Genomic DNA, 22,261 nt, shown 5'->3' on the forward strand with positions numbered 1-22,261 from the left:
TCTGCGCTCACGAGTCTTTGCGGGTCGGCTCTTCGACTTTATGGGCCTGCACGTCGATGGTGTGCGGCTCGTTCAGTGTCGAGGCCTGTGGCTGCACCGGCGCTGTTGGCTGTGCAGTGGTCGGCGGCACGACGGGTTCGGCAGGCTTCTCTTCATCGTTCATGGCTTTGCGAAAGCCCTTGATCGATTCACCGACGTCGGTGCCGAGGTTTTTCAGTTTCTTGGTGCCGAACACCAGTACCACAACCACCAGGATGACGATCCAGTGTTTCCAGTCAAAAATGCCCATGTTGCTGCTCCTCTCTAATCGTTATTCAGGCGGACGGGCGCGAGGCTTTCTCGACGTGACCGGACAGGCCGAAGCGGCGGTCCAGCTCATCGAGGACAGCCTGCGGATGCTGCCCCAGTTGGGCGAGCATGACCATACTATGGAACCACAGGTCAGCGGTTTCGTAGATTACATCACTGCAATCTCCGCTGATGGCAGCGTCTTTGGCGGCAATGATCGTCTCGACCGATTCTTCGCCGACTTTTTCCAGAATCTTGTTCAAGCCCTTGTGGTAAAGGCTGGCGACATAGGAGCTGTCGGCGGCAGCGCCTTTACGCTCTTCCAGCACTTGGGCCAGACGGGTCAGGGTGTCAGTCATGTTTGTGGTCCGAATAGATGGCGTGCGGGTCCTTGAGCACCGGGTCGACGGTTTTCCAGTCGCCGTTTTCATAGACGCGGTAGAAGCAGCTTTGGCGGCCGGTATGACAGGCGATGTCGCCGATCTGCTCGACCATCAGAATGATCACGTCGGCGTCACAGTCCAGGCGCATCTCATGCAGGGTTTGCACATGCCCGGACTCTTCGCCCTTGCGCCACAGCTTGCCACGCGAACGTGACCAGTAGATGGCGCGGTTCTCGGCGGCGGTCAGTTCCAGCGCTTCGCGGTTCATCCAGGCCATCATCAGCACGCGCCCGGTTTTATGGTCCTGGGCGATCGCCGGCACCAGGCCGTCGCTGTCCCATTTGATCTCGTCCAGCCAATCTTTCATCTTCGACTCCGACAGCGGGCTCGACACTTCAGTAGTGGAACCCTGGCGTTGGAACAGTGTGCCAGCGTGCAGCGCGGCTGGCTATCGTCGAACGATCAGATACAAGCCCACGGCCACCATGATCGCGCCGGGCCAATGGCCCAGTCCGTCCAGAGGGCCGCCGGCCAGCAGGATCGCGCCACCCGCCAGATGCGCGGTGCCGAGCAGGCGCAGGAACCAGTCGTCCGAGCGTCGATGCCAGGCCGCTGGCGAGTTGACGACGTGCGGCTGCGACATGCGTTCGAGCAGGTCACGGGTCATGTTGGCCAGGTGCGGCAGTTGCTCGACCTGGTTGTGCAGGTTGCCGAGCAAGGTTTTCGGGCTGACGCGCTCGCGCATCCAGCGTTCGAGGAACGGCTGGGCGGTGTTCCACAGGTCCAGTTCCGGGTACAGCTGACGGCCCAGGCCTTCAATGTTGAGCAGGGTTTTCTGCAAAAGAACCAGTTGTGGCTGCACTTCCATGTTGAAGCGCCGTGCCGTCTGGAACAGGCGCATCAGCACCTGGCCGAAGGAAATATCCTTTAGCGGTTTTTCGAAGATCGGCTCGCAGACCGTACGGATTGCCGCTTCGAATTCGTTGAGTTTGGTTTCCGCCGGCACCCAGCCCGAATCGATGTGCAGTTGGGCGACCCGGCGATAGTCGCGCTTGAAGAAGGCGAACAGGTTGCGTGCCAGATAGTCCTGGTCTTCAGGCGTCAGGCTGCCGACGATCCCGCAGTCGATCGCAATGTACTGCGGGCTCCACGGCTGCACGGTGCTGACGAAGATGTTGCCGGGGTGCATGTCGGCGTGGAAGAAGCTGTCGCGGAACACCTGGGTGAAGAAGATCTCCACGCCACGTTCGGCGAGCATTTTCATGTCGGTGCGCTGGTCGGCGAGGGTCGCCAGGTCCGTGACCTGAATCCCGTAGATGCGCTCCATCACCAACACTTTTGGTCGGCACCAGTCCCAGTAGACCTGTGGCACGTACAGCAACGGCGAGCCGTCGAAGTTGCGCCTCAGCTGGCTGGCATTCGCCGCTTCGCGCAGCAGGTCGAGTTCGTCGAAGATGGTCTTTTCATAGTCGCTGACCACTTCCACCGGGTGTAGCAGGCGGGCGTCGGCGGAGAGTTTTTCCGCTGCGCGGGCGAGGATGAACAGCCAGGCCAGGTCTTGCGCGATCACCGGTTTGAGGCCCGGGCGTATGACCTTGACCACCACTTCTTCGCCGCTCTTCAACTGCGCCGCATGAACTTGCGCCACCGAAGCCGAAGCCAGTGGCTCGATGTCGAATCGGCTGAACACATCGCTGATTTTCTGGCCCAGCTGTTCTTCGATCAGCTTGACCGCTACCTGCGAGTCAAACGGCGGCACGCGGTCCTGCAACAGCATCAGCTCATCGGCGATGTCTTCGGGCAGCAGGTCGCGGCGGGTCGAAAGAATCTGTCCGAACTTGATGAAAATCGGTCCCAGGTCCTGCAAGGCCAGCCGCAGGCGCGCGCCCCGACTCAAGTCCAGGGTTTTACGCGGAAACCAGCGCCATGGCAGCGCATAACGCAGCCCCAGCAGGAACCACGGCAGTGGCAGGGCGAACAGCAGGTCATCGAGGCGGTAGCGGATCACGACGCGCTGGATGCGCAATAAACGGCGGACGGCAAGCAGCTTCATGCGTTATCGCTTGAATCAAGGGATCGGGAAAGACGCTCGAAGCGCGCCTCAAGACGTTCCAGATCAAGTTTGATCTGGTCCAGTTCACTAAACCGCGCTTCGGCTTCGCGCTGGCCGACGAGGGCACGCGATTCTTCGGCGAGGTAGTCGGCAAGATTCTGGTTCAGGCTGGCGAAACCTTGCTGATACCAGCGTGCGCGGCTGCGCAAGTGACCGCCCAGCAGTTGCGTGGCGACCGGGCCAAGCCAGCGCGAGAGTTCGTATTCCCAGTCCAGCTCCAGGTCCTGAAGGACGGACGCCAGCGCCAGCAGCACGCCGCTGTCGCCGTCGAGTTCAACGTCAGGGCCATGCAGGACCGCCGTCTTGTCCTTGCTCAAGGCCAGCTTGAGCAGGCTTGCCGCCGGTGCGCGCAAGGTGCAGTCGGCGTCCGCGGCCCAGTGTGCTGCCAGCATCAGGCCTTCGTCGCTGGGCACAATGAACATCTGCAACGCCGGGCTGCGGCAATCGACGGCAATCACCTTGCCGCTCAAATGCGCCAGACGCGGCAGCGCCGTGCTGTCGAGCCGCAACACCCGGTTGAGGCCGAGTTCGACACTGGCGAGCAGGCCGGCGAGCAACATCAGGGTTTGATGCCGCGGTGCAGGGCGACGATGCCTGCGGTCATGTTGTGGTAGGTCACGCGGTCGAAACCGGCTTCAACCATCATCGACTTCAGGGTTTCCTGGTTCGGGTGCATGCGGATCGATTCGGCCAGGTAGCGATAGCTTTCCGAGTCATTGGTGATCAGCTTGCCCATCAACGGCATGAAGGCGAACGAGTAGGCGTCGTAGGCTTTGGACATCAGTGCGTTGGTCGGTTTGGAGAATTCCAGCACCAGCAAGCGCCCGCCCGGTTTGAGCACTCGCAGCATGGAGCGCAGGGCGTCTTCCTTGTGGGTGACGTTGCGCAGGCCGAACGCGATGGTCACACAGTCGAAGTGGTTGTCCGGGAACGGCAGCTTTTCAGCGTCGGCCTGAACGAACTCGACGTTGCCGGCCACGCCCAGATCCAGCAGGCGGTCACGACCGACCTTGAGCATGGATTCGTTGATGTCGGCGAGCACGACCTGGCCGGTCGGACCGACGAGGTGCGAGAACTTTCTGGTCAGGTCGCCGGTGCCACCGGCGATGTCCAGCACGCGGTTGCCGGTGCGAACGCCCGACAGTTCGATCGCGAAACGCTTCCACAAACGATGCATGCCGCCCGACAGGAGGTCATTCATCAGGTCGTATTTGGCGGCTACCGAGTGGAAAACCTCAGCGACTTTTTCCGCTTTCTGGCTTTCCGGAACGTTTTTGAAGCCGAAGTGAGTGGTGGGTTCGGCATCGCTGCCTTTGCGCTGATCAGTCATATCGCTGTCACCAAAAGAGAATGCGCGACATTCTAATCCCCAAGGCATGCTTTGTCTTGGCAAGGCTGAAGGTAAGATAAGCAACTGCCCGGACGTTTTGACGCAGCAGGGGTCAGAATGCGTGAGGCAAGTCCCGATAAAACAGGAGTCATTCAGTGGCCCATATTAGTGTTGAGCGTGCCCATGGCCTGGGTAAGGAAGCAGCCCGCGAGAAGGCTGACAAACTGGCGGAAAAACTGGCGGCGCAATATGGCCTGGAACCTCAGTGGTCGGGCGACACCCTGAACCTCAAGCGTTCCGGGGTAAAAGGCGCCGTGTATGTGGGCGACACCTCGATCAGGGTCGATGTCGAACTCGGCCTGTTGATGTCAGCCATGAGCGGCACCATCAAGTCGGAAATCGAAAGAGCCCTCGATAAAGCACTGGTCTGATCGCCCTTGTTTTTGTAGGAGCAAGGCTTGCCCGCGAGTTGGTATACCAGGCACGCCACGTTATCGTTCATCGCGAGCAAGCTTTGCTCCTACAGGTTTGAGGCACCACTCAATTGTTGCGGTTGTTAGGGTGCCGTTTCTAATTTTTCTCACTACGTTGTGCCTGAGCCCGACGCTTGACGGGCAGTTCCTCAAACCTTCTGCGCGTGAGGTGCACCATGGCCAAAGTTACTTTGAAGAAAAAAACTGACGTTCAGCCGACTGCGTTGAACGAAGTGAAATCCTATGCCCGCAAGATCTGGCTGGCAGGCCTGGGTGCCTACACCAAGGTCGGTCAGGAAGGCAGCGAGTACTTTCAGGAGTTGATCAAGGCTGGTCAAACTGTTGAAAAGAAAGGCAAAAAAGTCGTTGCCGAGAAGCTTGAAGCGGCCAACGCCGAGATTGATGAAGCCAAGAGTGAAGTCAGTACCTTCAAAGGCAAAGTCGAAGTTCAGCTCGACAAAGTCGAGAAGGCTTTCGACACGCGTGTCGCAAGTGCCTTGAATCGTATCGGCATTCCGTCTAAACATGACGTTGAGACACTCTCTGCTAAGCTCGATGAGCTGACGGCATTGCTCGAACGCGTCGCGCGTAAACATTAAGGAGAACGGGATGGCTGGTAAAAAGAACACCGAGAAAGAAGGCAGCTCGTGGATTGGGAAAGTCGAAGACTACTCCCGCAAAATCTGGCTTGCTGGTTTAGGCGTGTACTCGAAGATCGACACTGACGGCAGCAAACTCTTCGAGTCATTGGTTAAAGATGGCGAGAAAGCCGAGAAGCTCACCAAGAGCGCTGTCGGCAAAACTGTCGACGCTGCCAAAGACTCCGCTCAATCGGCCAAGTCGCGTATCAGTGGTGTCAAAGATCGCGCGCTGGGCAAGTGGGATGAACTGGAAGGGGCTTTCGACAAGCGTCTGAACAGCGCGATTTCGCGTCTTGGCGTGCCAAGCCGCAATGAAGTCAAAGCGCTGCACAGTAAGGTCGATACCCTGACCAAGCAAATCGAAAAACTCACCGGTGCCAAGGTTGCGCCTGTTGCCGCTAAAACGGCAGCAGCCAAACCGGCCGCTAAAACTGCCGCCAAACCCCTGGTCAAAGCTGCCGCAAAAACGGCTGCCAAACCAGCGGCTAAAGCGCCAGCCAAGCCGGCAGCTAAAACCGCGGCAGCCAAACCTGCAGCGGCCAAGCCAGCAGCCAAACCAGCAGCCAAACCGGCAGTTGCCAAAGCCGCCGCCAAGCCTGCTGCTGCGAAGAAGCCAGTAGCCAAAAAGCCTGCAGCCCCGAAAGCGGCCGCAGCGAAACCGGCAGTGGCTGCCGCCAAACCGGCAGCACCGGTCAGCCCGGCGAACTCCGCCGCGGCGCCAACCCCTGCTGTGACCCCGACTGTAGCGCCAACCCCATCGGCGCCAACCAGTCAGTCCTGATTAACCCAGGGCACGCAAAAACGCCCGGCCTGCGAAGGTCGGGCGTTTTTGTTTGTGCCGCAAAAACTGAGTGGTTCGCCAACCGGTGTAGCAGCTGCCGAAGGCTGCGTTCGGCGACGAAGTCGTCGTAAATCGGTCACCCGGTTTTATCAGGTAGGTTGTGCTATCCGGATTGCGACTGCTGCGCACTCGAACGCAGGCTTCGCCAGCCGCTACAGGGGCGGTGTTGCTTCAGTCATGCTCTTCCAGATACTGCAACGCCAACTGCTCGGTTGCGAGTTTCGCCGACGGCGGCAGGTGCGGCGCCACCAGCATCATGATCTGGTAGACCACCACGCGTACTTCGCCTTCGCGATCGAGAATCCGCTGATAGTCCAGGGAAAACAGCAAGGTCATGGTGATCTGTTCCACCAGTTGCCCGAGTGCCTGGGTATCGCTGACCAATTGCCCCTGAGCCTTCAGCTGCGCCAGTAACGAGGCCAGTGTGCGCTTGAGGGCATTGAGCAGATTACGAATGCCCTTGGCCAGTTTCGGCAAGCGCCCGGCCAGGTTCGACAGGTCCTGGAACAGGAAGCGGTAGTGTGCCAGGCGTTCGACGATCAGGTGCAGGAACAGCCAGTAATCCTCCGGGGCCAGTTGCACGTCCGACGGCGGATCGAGCAAGGGCGTCAATTCGCTCTGGAAGCGCTCGAACAACCCGAGAATCAGCGGCTCCTTGCCGTGAAAGTGGTAGTAGAGGTTGCCGGGGCTGATCCCCAGCTCATTGGCAACTTCCATGGTAGAGACATTTGGCTCGCCCTTTTGGTTGAACAGCAGCAGGGCACATTCAAGAATCCGGTCGCGGGTTTTCATCCAGTCTTCTTAGTGATTCGTCAGGCCACGGCCGACACTTCAGGCCGTGGCGCGGGGAGAGTTCAGCGTACGCGCACGTAGGTGCCTGGCGCCGCTTCCATCGGTGGATAGTTCTGGTTGCCAAGGGCCATCAGCGTTTCGCGCTGAGTGCCGGAACGTTCCTGAATCCAGCTCAGCCACTGGTTCCACCAACTGCCGTCGACGTGTTTGGCGTCGTAGTACCAGGCCCGTGGATCGCTGCTCAGTTTCGGGCTCTCGACGTAGTTGGCCTTGGGGTTGCTCGGTGGGTTGAGAATGCTCTGCACGTGGCCGCTGTTGGACAGCACGAAGCGCCGCTCACCGCCCAGCAGCAGTGTCGAGCGGTACACCGCATCCCAAGGTGTGATGTGGTCGTTGATCCCGGCGACGCTGAAGCTGTCGACGTTGACCTTCTGCAAGTCGATCGGCGTGCCGCAGACCTCCAGTCCGCCAGGATGGGTCAGCGGGTTGTGCTTGAAGAAGTCCAGCAGGTCGCCATGAAAAGCGGCCGGCAGGCGAGTGTTGTCGTTGTTCCAGTAGAGAATGTCGAAGGCTGGCGGCTCTTTGCCCAGCAGGTAGTTGTTGACCCAGTAGTTCCAGATCAGGTCGTTGGGGCGCATCCAGGCGAATACCTTGGCCATGTCGCGACCTTCGAGCACGCCTTTCTGGTAGGAGCGACGCTTGGCCGCTTCGAGGGTTTGTTCATCGGCAAACAGGGTTGCCGGGCTTTCCAGTTCACTGTCGAGCAGGCTCACCAGATAGGTCGCGCTCGAGACCCGACGCAACTGCCGCTTGGCTTGCAGATGTCCTTGCAGGGCCGCGATGGTCAGGCCGCCGGCGCAGGCGCCCATCAGGTTGACCTCGCGGCTGCCGCTGATCGCCCGGCAGACGTTCAGCGCTTCTTCCACGGCCTCGACGTAACTCGACAGACCCCATTCGCGATGACGGACATCCGGGTTGCGCCAGCTGACCATGAACACCTGCAGGCCGTTCTTCAACGCGAACTGGACGAAGCTGTTGTGCGGGCTCAAGTCGAAAATGTAGTACTTGTTGATCTGCGGCGGTACCACCAGCAGCGGCCTTGCGTACTGCTTTTCGCTCATCGGCTTGTACTGCATCAGCTCCAGCAGTTCGTTGCGAAACACCACGGCACCGGTGGTGGTGGCTACCGTTTTGCCGACTTCGAAGGCGTGCTTGGTCACCTGGCTGGGCAGGCAATTGTTGTGCATTAGATCGTCGAACAGATGGCTGAGGCCACGCACCAGACTTTGGCCGCCGGTGTTGAACAGCTCCTTGATCGCCAGCGGGTTGAGCAAAGTGTTGGACGGCGAGACGGCGTCGTTGAGCAGGGTAAAGGCAAAGTGCGCACGTGCACGGTCATCGGCGGGCATACCGCTTTCATCGATCCATTTTTTGATCTGCTTCTGCCAGCTCAGGTAAGCCTGAAGGCCGCGTCGGTAAAACGGATTGAGGGCCCAGCTCGGGTCGGCAAAGCGGCTGTCCGAAGGGTTGGGCTGATGCAGGGTCTCGCCCAGTAGTACCCGGCCCAGCTGGCCACCCAACGCCAGTGCGTGTTTGGCACTCTGTACCGGGTGACGCAAGCCGTGAGCGGCGACACTGCGCAGAGTCGAGAACAGATCCCGGCCGCGCAGACCGGTGATCGCACTCTGGGCATTGATGAATGCGGCGGGTGGAGGAAAGGCGCCCGGCGCTTTTTTGTCTCGCATGAGTCAACACTCCTTCGTCAAGCCATCAACAAGTACATCAATTGCGAATAGACACCATAGTCGCTTCGGACCTCCCTTGCGGCTTTCGACACGCCTGTCGACATACGCAGTACGTTATGTGCCGCCGAACGACCCCGGGTGCGGATGCATCACCGCCCGTTGGCGTTCTTCCTGGAGAAATTTCATGATGATCGGAGCGACGGCTTCAGCCCGAGTGATCAGGAATAAATGGCCGTCGTCGATTATGTGTAGCTGGGCATTGGGAATACGCCAGGCGAGTACCCGCATATTGATCAGCGGAATGAGCGGGTCATCGTCACCGGCCAGCACCAGGGTCGGCTGATTGATTTTGTGCAGCCAGTGAATACTGGTCCAGCCCAGGCCCGCGAACAGCTGCCAGTAGTAGCCAAGCTTGCCCGCCGAACGGACTTTGCTGGCGTGCTCCGCTGCGAGGTTCGGATCACGACGGAACGAACCACCATAAATCAGCGGCGCAATGCGAATCACGTGGGATGGCTGGATGTAGCGTCTGGGGCTGGCCATCATCCACAGCACTTTCGGTTTGCCCGGCACCATCACCATGCCCGCCGCCGTCGCCGCCAACACCAGTTTCTTGCAGCGCTCGGGGTAGTCGAAAGCGAACTGTTGGGCGAGTGCCCCGCCCCAGGAAACACCGACCACGTTGACTTGCCCGTAATCGAGGTAGTCGAGCATCCGAGCGGTCAGCTTGGCCAGTCCGGGAAAGCGGTAAGGGTGGGTAGGCGTCGATGAACCGCCGACACCGGGGACATCGAAGGCGATCACTTCCAGGTCCGGGTCGAGCGCCTGGACGAACGGAAACACCAGCTCAAGGTTGGCGCCGATGCCGTTGAAAATCAGCAGGGGCGTCAAGTGAGGCTTGCCGGGGCGTACCGCGGTGCGGATGGTTTGACCATCCAGGTCGACAGTACGAAATATGAACGGTTGCGGCATGCTTCAAGCCCTGTGGGTGGATCGTTATCCCTGTAGGAGCACGGCTTGCCGGCGATGGCGTCCTTGAGGTCGCCATCGCGAGCAGGCTCGGCTTCTGCAGGTTTGTGGTCAGTTAACGTTCATGCACATAAGTCCCCGGTGATGCCTCACCTGCCGCATAGGTCTTGTTGCCGAGCACGGTCGGGGCTTTTTTCAGCTTGCCCGAACGCTCGGCCTGCCAGGCCTGCCAGTGCAGCCACCAGGAGTCAGTGTGCTTGGTTGAGTTTTCCAGCCAGTCGTTGGCATGGACCGGCATGTCGGAGCTGGTCATGTAACGGGATTTCGGGTTGCCCGGCGGGTTCAGGATGCTCTGGATATGGCCGCTGCTGGACAACACGAATTCGACTTTGCCACCGAACAGCTGCGCCGATTTGTAGCACGACTTCCACGGTGTGATGTGGTCGTTGGTGCCCGCCAGGGAGTAGACGTCTGCCGTGACCTGCTTGAGGTCGATCGGCGTACCGCACACTTCCAGTGCATCAGGACGGATCAGTGGGTTGTTTTTGAACAGTTCGATCAGGTCGCCGTGGAACGCCGCCGGCAGGCGGGTGGTGTCGTTGTTCCAGAACAGAATGTCGAAGACCGGCGGCTCGTTGCCCAGCAGGTAGTTGTTGACCCAGTAGTTCCAGATCAGGTCGTTGGGGCGCATCCAGGCGAAGACCTTGGCCATGTCGCGACCTTCAAGCACACCGGCCTGATAGGAATGACGCTTGGCGGCTTCCAGGGTTTGTTCGTCGACGAACAGCGCGACCTGGGAATCAAGGGTGGTGTCGAGGACGCTGACCAGCAGCGTCAGGGCGTTGACCTTCTTCTCGCCAATCGCCGCGTAGTGGCCCAGCAGCGCGGTGCAGGTGATGCCGCCGGAGCAGGCGCCGAGCATGTTCACGTCTTTGCTGCCGGTGATCGCGGTAACCACATCGACCGCTTCCTTGAGTGCTTCGATGTAGGTCGACAGGCCCCATTCGCGTTGGGCCTTGGTCGGGTTGCGCCAGCTGACGATGAAGGTCTGCACATTGTTGCGCAGGCAGAAGCGCGCCAGGCTTTTGTCCGGGCTCAGGTCGAAAACGTAGAACTTGTTGATCTGTGGTGGCACCACCAGCAGTGGGCGTTCGTGCACTTGTTCAGTGATTGGCCGGTACTGGATCAGCTCCAGTACATCGTTGCGGAAAACCACCGCGCCTTCGGTGGTGCCCAGGCTCTTGCCGACTTCGAAGGCGCCCATGTTGACCTGGCTCGGCATGCCGCCGTTGTGCACCAGATCCTTGGCCAGGTGCGAGAGGCCATCGAGCAGGCTTTTGCCGCCGGTTTCGAAGAAACGTTTGACGGCAGCAGGGTTGGCCGCGCTGTTGGTCGGGGCCATGGCCTCGGTCATCAGGTTGATCACGAAGTGTGCGCGGCTGATGTCCTGGGTGGACAGATTGCTTTCGCCAATCCAGTCGTGGAGTTCCTTGCGCCACGCCAGGTAGGTTTGCAGATAACGTCTGTAGAGCGGGTTCTGACTCCACGCCGGATCGTTGAAACGACGGTCATCGCTTTCCGGTTGCAGCTCGGATCTGCCGAGCATCACGTTCTTTAGCTCAATGCCAAAATGCGCGACATGCTTGACGCTGTGAATGGGTTGTTTGATGGCCTGGGTCAGCACCATGCGGGCAGAGGTAAGCAGATCCTTTCGACGCAAGCCGATGACCGGATTAAGCCCCAGGGTATTTTCCGAGGCTTGAAGTTTCAGGTCATCGTTATTCTTGTTACTCATCTACGACGCTCCATTGTCCTGAGGCGAGTACCTGAGTCCTGCTGTGTAGTCACACAGCAAATGCCGGGTACACGCTCGGGTGACCGTTAGTTGTACATCGCTGACTTTTTCATTCAGGAGGCGCGCTGCACAGAACTTGCCAGATCCATTGGTTACCCGAGTTTAATTTTTTTCGCAAGCAGGCCGATCCTCGGCACCGCAGCCCAGCATTCAAACAGATGAAATTAGAAAATGCCCTCTAAAGAGCGCGGGCCTTGAGCTAGAGCATCAGCTTGACGACAGACTCGTTTGGATCGCGGGTCTTTCCGGCGGCTTTGAGCTCGGCAAGATAATCGTCCCAGAGTGCGTCATATCGTCGCGCCAACTGATAGAGATATTCCCAGGTGAACAGACCGCTGTCGTGCCCGTCATCGAAGGTCAATTTCAGTGCGTACTGACCGGCCGGTTCTACCTTGGTCAAGCCTACGCCGATCTTGCCAAATTGAAGGATGGGTTTGCCGTGGCCCTGGACCTCGGCGGAAGGAGAGTGCACGCGCAAGAATTCTGCGCTCAGGTGATAGACCTCATCGGGCGCGTATTGCAGCTCCAGGGTTTTCGAGGCTTTGTGCAGTTTGATGGCGGTGGGGAGTTTGGTCATGACCTGTCGTCCGTCTGTAGGGAGCGTTGGCCTGATCCCTGTAGGAGCACGGCTTGCCGGCGATGGCGATTTCAACGGCGCCATCGCCGGCAAGCCGTGCTCCTACGGGAGGCACATGACCTACAGGATATAACGGGACAGGTCTTCGTTCTGCGCCAATTCGCCGAGGTGGCTGTTGACGTAGTCAGCGTCGATGCGGATCGGCTCTTCGCTGTGGGTGCTGGCCAGATCGCTGGCGCTGAACGACACCTCTTCGAGCAGACGCTCAAGCAGGGTGTGCAGGCGACGGGCACCGATGTTCTCGGTCTTCTCGTTGACCTGCCAGGCGATCTCCGCCACGCGTTTGATGCCGTCCGGCTGGAACTCGATCGTCACGCCTTCGGTTTTCAGCAGGGCGCAATACTGCTCGGTGAGCGAGGCATGCGGCTCGCTGAGGATGCGCTCGAAGTCTTCCGGTGTGAGGGCCTTGAGTTCGACGCGGATCGGCAGGCGGCCTTGCAGCTCGGGCACCAGATCGCTTGGCTTGCTCAGGTGGAACGCACCGGAAGCGATGAACAGGATGTGGTCGGTCTTGACCATGCCCAGTTTGGTGTTGACCGTGCAGCCTTCGATCAGCGGCAGCAGGTCGCGCTGTACGCCTTCGCGGGATACGTCGACGCCGCCGGTATTGCCGCGCTTGGCGACCTTGTCGATTTCGTCGATGAACACGATGCCATGCTGTTCGACCGCTTCCAGCGCCTTGGCCTTGAGTTCTTCATCATTGACCAGGCGGCTGGCTTCTTCGTCGCGCACCAGTCTCAGCGCTTCCTTGACCTTGAGCTTGCGGCTCTTGCGCGCGCCCTTGCCCATGTTGGCGAACAGGCTTTGCAACTGGTTGGTCATTTCTTCCATGCCCGGTGGCGCGGAGATATCGACGCCGGACACTTCGGCGACTTCGATTTCAATCTCCTTGTCATCCAGCTGACCTTCGCGCAGGCGCTTGCGGAACAGTTGGCGGGTGTTGGAATCCTGGGCCGGCGCGGAGTCTTCGTTGCTGAAGCCCATGCGTGCCGGTGGCAGCAATGCATCGAGGATGCGCTCTTCGGCGGCATCTTCGGCGCGATGGCGAACCTTGGTCATTTCCTGTTCGCGCAGCAACTTGATCGCTGCATCGGCGAGGTCACGAATGATCGACTCGACGTCACGGCCGACATAGCCGACCTCGGTGAACTTGGTCGCTTCAACCTTGATGAATGGCGCATTGGCGAGTTTGGCCAGGCGACGGGCGATTTCGGTTTTACCGACACCGGTCGGGCCGATCATCAAAATGTTCTTGGGTGTTACTTCAACGCGCAGCTCTTCAGGCAGTTGCATCCGGCGCCAGCGGTTACGCAGGGCGATGGCGACGGCGCGCTTGGCATCGTCCTGGCCGATGATATGGCGACTGAGTTCATGGACGATTTCGCGGGGAGTCATTGGCATGGTAATGGGTGGTCCTCAAGCAAAAATGAATGCCGTGGCGTGATGGCCGAAACAGGCTTATTCGCTGAGATCCTGCTCCTCAATGGTGAAGTTGTGGTTGGTGAAAACACAGATGTCGCCGGCGATGCCCAGAGCGGTTTCGACGATTTCACGGGCCGACAGATCGGTTTTCTTCAGCAGGGCGCTGGCCGCGGCCTGAGCGTAACCGCCGCCGGAACCCATGGCGATCAGGCCTTCTTCGGGTTCGACCACATCGCCGTTACCGGTGATGATCAGAGAGGCGTCTTTGTTGGCGACTGCAAGCATCGCTTCGAGGCGGCTGAGGGAGCGGTCGGTGCGCCATTCTTTGGCGAGTTCGACGGCGGCGCGAACCAGGTGGCCCTGGTGCTTTTCAAGCTGGCCTTCGAAACGTTCGAAAAGGGTAAAGGCGTCAGCGGTGGCGCCAGCAAACCCGGCGATGACCTGACCGTGGTACAGGCGGCGAACTTTCTTCGCGTTGCCTTTCATCACGGTATTGCCGAGAGAAACCTGGCCGTCGCCGCCCATGACGACTTTGCCGTGGCGGCGAACTGAAACGATGGTGGTCAAGGGAAGAGTCTCCACGCAGCGGGGCGAAAATGCCTTATCCCAACTCATATGGGGGTGGTGAGGCGTTTTTCAACTGCGGGGCGCAGGAGGGGATGAGCGGTGTACATCAAGCGTGTGGCGAGGGGGCTTGCCCCCGTTGGGGCGCGAAGCGGCCCGGTAATCAGCCACCACGCCGTTTCAGGTCGAGCCGGGATAGCGATTTACGGTCGCTTCGCAACCGAACGGGGGCAAGCCCCCTCGCCACAAAAGCAGATTGCTCCCGCAAATGGGGGAGCAATCATCAGAAGTCAGCGGCTTTGGCGTTGTTGTAACAACAGGTTGCTGAAACCGCTGCCAGCCAGTTGTTTCTGGGCGGTGGTCAGCTGTTCGCGGTTGCTGAACGGGCCGACCAGCACGCGGTACCAGGTCTCGTCCTTCACCGTGCCGGACTCCACCGAAACTGCCTGGCCGAGCAGAATGATCTGCGCACGAACCTTGTCGGCGTCGGCTTCCTTGCGGAACGAGCCAGCCTGCAGGAAGAACTTGGTCACCGGCGCCGCTTTCGCCACGGGTGGCGCTGGCGGCGGGGTAACGCCGCTCAGGGCTGCCTGCGCACGCGCGGTGTCGATCTTCGCCGCTTCTGCCGGGGTTACCGGTGCAACGGGTGCAGTCTGCGGCGTCGGCAGGGTTTTCTCCGGCACGGCATCCGGCGGCACGATGACCTCCGATTCCGGCAGCAAGGTGTAGAAGTCATATTTCGGCTTCACCGGCTGCGTCGGGCTCGGCGGGGTCTTGTTGGCCTCGGCGATCTTGCTGGCTTTCTGTTGTTCGACCTTCTCGCGCTTGACGCTTTCGCTGCCTTTACCCGGCTCCAGCTTCATCAGGAACACGATGAAGGCGCCCACGGTCAGGCCGATGGCCATCCACAGCCATCCCGGAATCGGCTTTTTTGCAGGAGCTTGGTAACGGCTGGCGCCACGCTTTGGTGCTGGTTTTTTCTTGGCAGCCAACTTACATACGCTCCAGAGTTTCCAGACCCAAGAGTTCCAGGCCTTGCTTGAGGGTGCGACCGGTCAATGCGGCGAGGCGCAAGCGGCTTTGCATTTGTGCCGGAGTTTCGGCGCTGAGGATCGGGCAGTTCTCGTAGAAGCTGGAGAACAGGCCGGCAACATCGTACAGGTAGGTGCAGAGGATGTGCGGCGTACCTTTTTCGGCGACGTTGTTCAGCACTTCACCGAACTGTGCCAGCTTGGCGGCCAGTTCGTGTTCGTGAGTGGCCTCGAGGACGATCTGCCCTTCGACTTCGCTGAAGTCCTTGCCGAGTTTGCGGAACACGCCGGCCACGCGAGTGTAGGCGTACAGCAGGTACGGCGCGGTGTTGCCTTCGAAGTTCAGCATCAGGTCGAAGTTGAAGCTGTAGTCGCTGGTGCGGTGCTTGGACAGGTCGGCGTATTTCACCGCGCCAATGCCCACGACTTTGGCGATGTTGCGCAGGTCGGCTTCGGCAAGCTCGGGGTTCTTTTCCTTCACCAGCGTGTAGGCGCGTTCCTTGGCTTCGTTCAGCAGGTCGATCAGCTTCACGGTGCCGCCATCACGGGTCTTGAACGGACGGCCATCGGCGCCGTTCATGGTGCCGAAGCCCATGTGCTCCATTTCCATCGGATGGGTCACGAAACCGGCCAGGCGAGCCACTTCGAATACTTGCTGGAAGTGCAGGGCCTGACGTTGGTCGACGAAGTACAGCACTCGATCGGCTTTCAGCACGCCGTTACGGTAGCGCACGGCCGCCAGGTCAGTGGTGGCGTAGAGGTAGCCGCCATCGGCCTTGACGATGATTACCGGCAGCGGGTCGCCATCGGCATTCTTGAATTCGTCGAGGAACACGCACTGGGCGCCGTTGCTCTCGACCAGCATGCCTTTGGCCTTGAGGTCGTTGACCACGTTGATCAGGTCGTCGTTGTAGGCACTTTCGCCCATCACATCGGCCATGGTCAGTTTGACGTTCAGCTGTTCGTAGATTTTCTGGCAGTGGGACAGGGAAATGTCTTTGAACTTGGTCCACAGCGCCAGGCAGTCCGGGTCACCGGCTTGCAGCTTGACCACCAGGCCACGGGCGCGGTCGGCGAATTCTGCGGATTCGTCGAAGCGCTGCTTGGCGGCGCGGTAGAAGTTTTCCAGGTCCGACAGCTCGTCGCTGGTGATCGGGTTTTCTTGCAGGTACGCCATCAGCATGCCGAACTGGGTGCCCCAGTCGCCGACGTGGTTCTGGCGGATCACTGTATCGCCGAGGAACTCCAGTACGCGCGCCACGCCGTCGCCGATGATGGTCGAACGCAAGTGACCGACGTGCATCTCTTTGGCCAGGTTCGGTGCCGACAAGTCGACCACAGTGCGCTGCACGGGACCTGCCTTGCGCACGCCGATGTGGGCGTCGGCCAGGGCGACGTCCAGGCGCGAGGCCAGGGCCTGGGTATTCTGGAAGAAGTTGAGGAAGCCCGGGCCGGCGATTTCGGTTTTGCTGACGTTTTCGTCAACCGGCAGCGCAGCGATGATTTTTTCCGCCAGATCGCGCGGTTTCATGCCGGCCGGTTTAGCCAGCATCATGGCGATGTTGCTGGCGAAGTCGCCGTGAGTCTTGTCACGGGAGTTCTCCACCTGAATCGCCGGCGTCAGGCCTTCAGGCAACACACCGTCGGTAACGAGTTGGGTGAGGGCTTGCTGGATCAACTGGCGAATGGTGTCTTTCATGGTCTTCTCTTTCAACCGCAGAGCGGCGGCGCATCAATGCGCAGGTGGAAAAACTGGGCATTATCCGTTGCGAAGTCGGGCTTGCCAACCATTGTAGGTTCATTGCGGACTTACGGTGATTGATTACCTTGTGGCGAGGGAGCTTGCTCCCGCTGGGGCGCGGAGCGGCCCTGAAATCGGGTGCTGCATTCTGTCTGCTGGGAGGGGGGACTTGTTTGCGGCTGTTGCACAGCCGAGCGGGAGCAAGCTCCCTCGCCACATAGTTGACTCAATACAAATCGACCGGATCAACATCCAAAGACCAGCGCACCGCCCGCCCGCTCGGCATCTGTTCCAGCGCCAGCAACCAGGCGCTCAGCAGTCGATGCAGTGGTGCCCGAGCCGAGGCTTGCAACAATAATTGCGCACGATAGCGTCCAGCCCGACGCTCCATCGGCGCCGGCACCGGCCCGAGCAATTCGATGCCGGTCAGGGTGTGTTCATCCAACAATCGCTCTGCTTCGCTGCAGGCTTCATCGAGGAAACTTTCGGCCTGCCCCGGTTTGTGCGCTTCGGCCCGCAACAGCGCCAGGTGCGCGAACGGCGGTAGCCCGGCGGAACGACGTTCGCTCAAGGCCTGCTCGGCAAAGGCGAAATAACCTTGCTCGGTCAGTTGCACCAACAACGGGTGGTCAGCCAGGTGAGTCTGGATGATCACTTTGCCCGGCTCTTCGGCGCGACCGGCACGTCCCGCCACCTGCACGATCAACTGAGCCATGCGTTCGCTGGCGCGGAAATCACCGGAGAACAGTCCGCCGTCGGCATCGAGAATCGACACCAGCGTCACCCGTGGAAAGTGATGCCCTTTGGCGAGCATCTGCGTGCCCACCAGAATGCACGGCTGACCTTTCTGAATGGTCGCGAACAGCTGATTCATCGCATCTTTACGCGAGGTGCTGTCGCGGTCGACCCGCAATACCGGGTAGTCCGGGAACAGAATGCCCAAACGCTCTTCGGCGCGTTCGGTGCCGGCACCCACGGGGCGCAAATCGACCTTGCCGCATTTCGGGCAGTGCCGAGGGACGCGTTCAACGTAGCCGCAATGGTGGCAACGCAGCTCGCCGGAACGCTGGTGGACGGTCATTCGCGCATCGCAGCGCTGGCACTCGGACATCCAGCCGCAATCGTGACAGAGCAGGGTGGGCGCAAAGCCGCGACGGTTGAGAAATACCAGGACTTGCTGGCCGGCAGCGAGGGTCTGGCCGATCGCCTGCTGCATCGGCCCGGAAATACCGCTGTCCAGCGGGCGACTTTTGACGTCCAGGCGCAGGAAACGGGGTTGTTTCGCCCCGCCGGCGCGCTCGTTCAGGCGCAGCAGTCCGTAACGACCGGTGTAGGCGTTGTGCAGGCTTTCCAGTGACGGCGTCGCCGAGCCAAGGACAATCGGGATGTTTTCCTGTCGTGCTCGGACCAATGCCAGATCGCGGGCGTGATAGCGCAAACCTTCCTGCTGTTTATAAGAGCCGTCGTGCTCTTCATCGATGATGATCAGCCCGGGGTTTTTCATCGGTGTGAACAGCGCCGAGCGGGTGCCGATAATAATGTCGGCCTCGCCATCCCGGGCCGCGAGCCAGGATTCCAGCCGTTCGCGGTCATTGACGGCCGAATGCACGAGGGCAATACGCGCATTGAAGCGCTGTTCGAAGCGCGCCAGGGTTTGCGGCCCGAGGTTGATTTCGGGGATCAGCACCAGCGCCTGCTTGCCGGCCTCAAGGGTTTCGCGGATCAGCTGCAAATAGACTTCGGTCTTGCCGCTGCCAGTGACCCCGGCCAGCAGGAACGCATGAAAACTGTCGAAACCTGCGCGGATCGCTTCATACGCGGCGCGCTGCTCCGGGTTCAGCGGCAGCTCCGGTTGCGCCAGCCAGTGTTCGTGACGTTCGCCGGGTGCGTGTTTGCGGATATCCACCTGCACCAGTTCTTTGGCCAGCAGCAGGTCGAGGCTGTCCTTGCTCAACATCAACTTGCTCAGCAACTGATGGGCAACGCCATGCGGATGCTGGGCCAGCGTTGCCAAGGCTTCGCGCTGACGTGGCGCGCGGGCGATACGCGGATCATCCAGTTTCGCGCCCGGGGTGATCGACCAGAAGCGCTCCTGACGCGCCTCGGCCAGTTCGCCCTGGCGTAACAGCACCGGCAGCGCCCAACTCAAGGTGTCGCCGAGGCTGTGCTGGTAATACTGGGACGTCCACAGGCACAACTTGAACAGTGCTGCCGGTAGCGGTGGAGTGGCATCGAGCAGCGCCAGTGCCGGTTTGAGTTTGTCGGCCGGGACTTCGCTGTGGCTGGTGACTTCCACCAGGATCCCGATCATCTCGCGGCGGCCGAACGGCACCCGCAACCGCATGCCCGGGTGCAAATGCGCGCGCAGGACTCCCGCCGGGGCACGGTAGTCGAACAGGCGGCGCAGGGGCGAAGGCAGGGCGAGGCGCAAAATGGCGTCGGGCACGCGGGGGGATCTCATTGAGCAGGCGGTAAAGAAGGGCCGGAGCCTAGCAGACGACTGGATTAGTGTCCTCTATTAGGAAAGTGTTCACTTGCCAGAATCGAACAGTCTTTTCTGATGGAGGGCACTTTGGACAGCTTGCGTGATTGTAAAGGTCTGGTAGAATCCGCGGCCTAATTACGTGCGGTATTCAACAATAGTGTTGAGTGGCGGCACGCTAGCCCGAGGAAGACACCATGAAAGCCGATATCCATCCAACATACGAAATCACCGCAGTTACCTGCAGCTGTGGCAACAAGTTCGAAACTCGTTCGAACCTGGCCAAGCCTCTGGCGATCGACGTATGCAACGAGTGCCACCCGTTCTACACCGGTAAGCAGAAGACTCTGGATACTGGCGGCCGTGTACAGAAGTTCGCCGATCGTTTCGGTGCTTTTGGCAAAAAAGCCTAAGACTGATCATGTTGGAAAGTCGATTCGACTTCTCCAGACTGATGAAAAAGGCGCCCCTAGCGGGCGCCTTTTTTATGTCCGCGATTTGGTTCTCCAGCGCCCAGGCCCTCTGTCCTGCGCCCACGAGTCAGCTGGAAGCTGTCAGCGTGCAGCGCGTGGTGGATGGCGACACGGTGCGCCTGCGCGACGGCCGCAGTGTGCGTATGATCGGTTTGAATACCCCGGAACTGGGCAAGAAAGGTCGCTCCGACGAACCTTTCGCTGCGGCTGCACGCAAGCGTCTGGAAACGTTGGTGGCCGCAAGCGACGGACGGTTGGGTTTGCTGGCGGGGCAAGAGGGCAAGGATCGTTACGGGCGCACCCTGGCCCATCTTTACAGCGCCAACGGTGACAATCTCGAAGCGCAGATGCTTGCCGAGGGGCTTGGTTACCTGGTGGCAGTGGCGCCGAACGTCGATTTTGTCAGTTGCCAACAGACCGCTGAACGCACTGCGCGGCAGGCCCGGCTGGGGTTATGGCGGCAGTCTCCTGTACTGAAAGCGGAACAGATCAACCAATCGGGTTTTGCCGTGCTCAGTGGGCGTGTGAGCAAGGTTCAGCGCAATCGTGGCGGAATTTGGATCGAGTTGCAGGATTCGGTTGTATTGCGCGTTGCACCCAATCTACTCGGTCAATTCGATCTGGCGGCTCTGGAGCGGCTCAACGGCAAGCAGATCGAGGCGCGTGGCTGGGTGCTCGATCGCTCACGGCGTGGTGGTCTGGATTCCGGCGAGGCGCGCTGGTTGTTGCCATTGACCCATCCGGCCATGCTGCAAGCAGTGCCGTAAAAAGAAATTGTCGACATTTTTTAAGTCAATTGTGAACAGTTGAGCCCTTGCGTTCCGTGGCTCTTGGCCCAAAGTCGTAGGGTAGGGCGCTTGACAGGGGTGACCGGTCAGTCTTGTGGGGACTTTGCGACGCGAGTATCCTCGGCGGTCCGTCGTTCAACAGTAAAAGCGGAATGCCCACATGTCTGATTTGAAAACTGCCGCTCTCGAATATCACGCCCATCCTCGTCCAGGTAAGCTGAGTGTCGAGCTCACCAAGGCCACCGCTACCGCCCGCGATCTGTCGCTGGCCTACAGCCCCGGCGTAGCCGAACCAGTACGCGAAATCGCCCGCGATCCTGAACTGGCCTACAAATACACCGGCAAGGGCAACCTGGTTGCAGTCATTTCCGATGGCACCGCGATTCTCGGCCTGGGTAACCTTGGCCCATTGGCTTCCAAGCCGGTGATGGAAGGTAAAGGCGTGCTGTTCAAGCGCTTCGCCGGTATCGACGTGTTCGACATCGAAGTCGACTCCGAAAGCCCGCAAGCCTTCATCGACACCGTCAAGCGTATCTCCATCACCTTCGGTGGCATCAACCTGGAAGACATCAAGGCACCCGAGTGCTTTGAGATCGAACGCGCGCTGATCGAACAGTGCGACATTCCGGTGTTCCACGATGACCAGCACGGCACCGCGATCGTGACCGCTGCGGGCATGATCAACGCCCTGGAAATCGCTGGCAAAACCCTGCCGGAAGCCAAGATCGTCTGCCTGGGCGCTGGCGCTGCCGCTATCTCCTGCATGAAGTTGCTGGTGAGCATGGGCGCCAAGATCGAAAACATCTTCATGGTTGACCGTACCGGCGTGATCCACTCCGAGCGTGACGACCTGAACCAGTACAAGGCTGTCTTCGCTCACGCGACCGATAAGCGCACGCTGACTGACGCCCTGAAAGGCGCAGACGTGTTCGTTGGCCTGTCCGGTCCGAACCTGCTGAGCGCTGAAAACCTGATGCTGATGGCGGCCAACCCGATCGTGTTCGCGTGCTCGAACCCTGATCCGGAAATCGCCCCGGAACTGGCTCACGCCACCCGTAACGACGTGATCATGGCGACCGGCCGTTCGGACTACCCGAACCAGGTGAACAACGTACTGGGCTTCCCGTTCATTTTCCGTGGTGCTCTGGACGTTCGCGCCAAGCGCATCAACGAAGAAATGAAAGTGGCTGCGGCCAACGCTCTGCGTGAATTGGCCAAGCTGCCAGTGCCTCAGGAAGTGTGTGACGCTTACGGTGGCATCAAGCTGGAGTTCGGTCGTGAGTACATCATTCCGAAGCCAATGGATGCTCGTTTGATCACTGTGATCTCGGATGCTGTGGCCAAGGCTGCAATCGAGACGGGTGTGGCGACTCTGCCGTATCCGAAGAACTACCCGCTGAAAAGCGTGGATGACGTGTTCAACGGCTAAGTCGTTGTAGCGCTTCAACAGAAAGCCCCGGCTCTTGTGAGTCGGGGTTTTTTTATGCCTGCTATTCGCTGTGCACCCCCGATCTACTGTGGGAACTGGCTTGCCTGCGAAGGCGGCCTGACAGCCGGCCTATCGCTTGCGGATGTACACCAATCCATTGTGGGAGCCGGGCTTGCCCGCGATGGCGGCCTGACAGCCGACCGGTCTCTCGCAAGTGTACATATCCATTCCTGCGGTAACGGCCACTTAGGGTTTCGCCCTGAC

The 22,261-nt window shown here is 59.9% G+C and carries 22 protein-coding genes; 6 read left to right on the forward strand and 16 right to left on the reverse strand.

The window, feature by feature from the left end:
- Nucleotides 1-7: 7 nt before the first annotated feature.
- The 6 genes from AABM55_RS01795 to ubiE all read right to left on the reverse strand — a co-directional run bounded on the left by AABM55_RS01795 (nt 8) and on the right by ubiE (nt 4,114).
- On the reverse strand, nt 8-289 hold the full coding sequence (locus AABM55_RS01795) for a twin-arginine translocase TatA/TatE family subunit (RefSeq protein ID WP_054595206.1): 282 nt from the start codon (nt 287-289) through the stop codon (nt 8-10).
- A gap of 25 nt (nt 290-314) precedes the next feature.
- Entirely contained in the window at nt 315-647 is a 333-nt protein-coding gene (locus AABM55_RS01800) for a phosphoribosyl-ATP diphosphatase (protein ID WP_018929162.1), read from the reverse strand.
- Complete coding sequence (hisI, locus tag AABM55_RS01805; protein ID WP_054595207.1) at nt 640-1,038, reverse strand: phosphoribosyl-AMP cyclohydrolase; 399 nt, start codon at nt 1,036-1,038, stop codon at nt 640-642. The genes AABM55_RS01800 and hisI overlap by 8 nt, the downstream gene beginning before the upstream one ends.
- An 81-nt stretch (nt 1,039-1,119) precedes the next feature.
- Complete coding sequence (gene ubiB, locus AABM55_RS01810) at nt 1,120-2,724, reverse strand: ubiquinone biosynthesis regulatory protein kinase UbiB (protein ID WP_347928666.1); 1,605 nt, start codon at nt 2,722-2,724, stop codon at nt 1,120-1,122.
- Nucleotides 2,721-3,344: an SCP2 sterol-binding domain-containing protein gene (locus AABM55_RS01815; protein ID WP_347928667.1), complete on the reverse strand. Its 624-nt coding sequence runs from the start codon at nt 3,342-3,344 to the stop codon at nt 2,721-2,723. The genes ubiB and AABM55_RS01815 overlap by 4 nt, the downstream gene beginning before the upstream one ends.
- Nucleotides 3,344-4,114 carry a bifunctional demethylmenaquinone methyltransferase/2-methoxy-6-polyprenyl-1,4-benzoquinol methylase UbiE gene (gene ubiE / locus AABM55_RS01820; protein ID WP_007989286.1) on the reverse strand — a complete coding sequence of 257 codons (771 nt, stop codon included), beginning with the start codon at nt 4,112-4,114 and terminating at the stop codon, nt 3,344-3,346. Before ubiE ends, AABM55_RS01815 begins: the two co-directional genes overlap by 1 nt.
- Before the next feature lie 155 nt (nt 4,115-4,269).
- On the opposite strand from ubiE, the gene AABM55_RS01825 reads away from it, so the two are divergent.
- From AABM55_RS01825 to AABM55_RS01835, 3 genes are all read left to right on the forward strand, one after another.
- Nucleotides 4,270-4,545, forward strand: coding sequence for a polyhydroxyalkanoic acid system family protein (locus tag AABM55_RS01825; RefSeq protein WP_054595210.1), 276 nt, complete (start codon nt 4,270-4,272; stop codon nt 4,543-4,545).
- A gap of 218 nt (nt 4,546-4,763) precedes the next feature.
- Nucleotides 4,764-5,186 carry a phasin family protein gene (locus AABM55_RS01830; RefSeq protein ID WP_054595211.1) on the forward strand — a complete coding sequence of 141 codons (423 nt, stop codon included), beginning with the start codon at nt 4,764-4,766 and terminating at the stop codon, nt 5,184-5,186.
- A 10-nt stretch (nt 5,187-5,196) separates the two neighbouring features.
- Nucleotides 5,197-6,009, forward strand: a complete 813-nt coding sequence (locus tag AABM55_RS01835; RefSeq protein WP_347928668.1) for a phasin family protein — start codon at nt 5,197-5,199, stop codon at nt 6,007-6,009.
- 231 nt (nt 6,010-6,240) lie between these two features.
- Here AABM55_RS01835 and AABM55_RS01840 read toward each other — a convergent pair whose 3' ends face one another.
- The 10 genes from AABM55_RS01840 to AABM55_RS01885 form a co-directional block, all read right to left on the reverse strand.
- Nucleotides 6,241-6,861 carry a TetR/AcrR family transcriptional regulator gene (locus AABM55_RS01840; protein WP_054595213.1) on the reverse strand — a complete coding sequence of 207 codons (621 nt, stop codon included), beginning with the start codon at nt 6,859-6,861 and terminating at the stop codon, nt 6,241-6,243.
- Between the two features lie 62 nt (nt 6,862-6,923).
- The gene (phaC, locus tag AABM55_RS01845) at nt 6,924-8,606 is read right to left on the reverse strand and encodes a class II poly(R)-hydroxyalkanoic acid synthase (RefSeq protein WP_347928669.1); all 1,683 of its coding nucleotides are present in this window, start codon (nt 8,604-8,606) and stop codon (nt 6,924-6,926) included.
- Nucleotides 8,607-8,720: 114 nt separating this feature from the next.
- The gene (gene phaZ, locus AABM55_RS01850) at nt 8,721-9,578 is read right to left on the reverse strand and encodes a poly(3-hydroxyalkanoate) depolymerase (protein ID WP_054595215.1); all 858 of its coding nucleotides are present in this window, start codon (nt 9,576-9,578) and stop codon (nt 8,721-8,723) included.
- A 112-nt stretch (nt 9,579-9,690) separates the two neighbouring features.
- Nucleotides 9,691-11,370 (reverse strand): class II poly(R)-hydroxyalkanoic acid synthase, encoded by a 1,680-nt coding sequence (gene phaC / locus AABM55_RS01855; protein ID WP_347928670.1) that lies wholly within the window; start codon nt 11,368-11,370, stop codon nt 9,691-9,693.
- Between the two features lie 259 nt (nt 11,371-11,629).
- Entirely contained in the window at nt 11,630-12,007 is a 378-nt protein-coding gene (locus AABM55_RS01860; protein WP_103317103.1) for a gamma-butyrobetaine hydroxylase-like domain-containing protein, read from the reverse strand.
- A gap of 120 nt (nt 12,008-12,127) precedes the next feature.
- Complete coding sequence (hslU, locus tag AABM55_RS01865) at nt 12,128-13,468, reverse strand: ATP-dependent protease ATPase subunit HslU (protein WP_054595218.1); 1,341 nt, start codon at nt 13,466-13,468, stop codon at nt 12,128-12,130.
- A 57-nt stretch (nt 13,469-13,525) separates the two neighbouring features.
- Nucleotides 13,526-14,056, reverse strand: a complete 531-nt coding sequence (gene hslV / locus AABM55_RS01870; RefSeq protein WP_054595219.1) for an ATP-dependent protease subunit HslV — start codon at nt 14,054-14,056, stop codon at nt 13,526-13,528.
- A 287-nt stretch (nt 14,057-14,343) separates the two neighbouring features.
- Nucleotides 14,344-15,045 carry an SPOR domain-containing protein gene (locus AABM55_RS01875; protein ID WP_054595220.1) on the reverse strand — a complete coding sequence of 234 codons (702 nt, stop codon included), beginning with the start codon at nt 15,043-15,045 and terminating at the stop codon, nt 14,344-14,346.
- A gap of 1 nt (nt 15,046) precedes the next feature.
- A complete protein-coding gene (gene argS, locus AABM55_RS01880) occupies nt 15,047-16,783 on the reverse strand; it encodes an arginine--tRNA ligase (RefSeq protein ID WP_347928671.1) in 1,737 nt (578 codons plus the stop codon).
- 268 nt (nt 16,784-17,051) lie between these two features.
- Complete coding sequence (locus tag AABM55_RS01885; RefSeq protein WP_347928672.1) at nt 17,052-19,271, reverse strand: primosomal protein N'; 2,220 nt, start codon at nt 19,269-19,271, stop codon at nt 17,052-17,054.
- Nucleotides 19,272-19,504: 233 nt separating this feature from the next.
- On the opposite strand from AABM55_RS01885, the gene rpmE reads away from it, so the two are divergent.
- From rpmE to AABM55_RS01900, 3 genes are all read left to right on the forward strand, one after another.
- On the forward strand, nt 19,505-19,720 hold the full coding sequence (rpmE, locus tag AABM55_RS01890) for a 50S ribosomal protein L31 (protein WP_054595223.1): 216 nt from the start codon (nt 19,505-19,507) through the stop codon (nt 19,718-19,720).
- An 8-nt stretch (nt 19,721-19,728) separates the two neighbouring features.
- The gene (locus AABM55_RS01895; protein ID WP_347928673.1) at nt 19,729-20,547 is read left to right on the forward strand and encodes a thermonuclease family protein; all 819 of its coding nucleotides are present in this window, start codon (nt 19,729-19,731) and stop codon (nt 20,545-20,547) included.
- A gap of 181 nt (nt 20,548-20,728) precedes the next feature.
- A complete protein-coding gene (locus tag AABM55_RS01900) occupies nt 20,729-21,997 on the forward strand; it encodes a malic enzyme-like NAD(P)-binding protein (protein WP_054595225.1) in 1,269 nt (422 codons plus the stop codon).
- The last annotated feature ends 264 nt before the right edge of the window (nt 21,998-22,261 follow it).

Origin of the sequence: Pseudomonas helvetica, assembly GCF_039908645.1 — a bacterium.
GTDB classification, from domain to species: domain Bacteria; phylum Pseudomonadota; class Gammaproteobacteria; order Pseudomonadales; family Pseudomonadaceae; genus Aquipseudomonas; species Aquipseudomonas helvetica.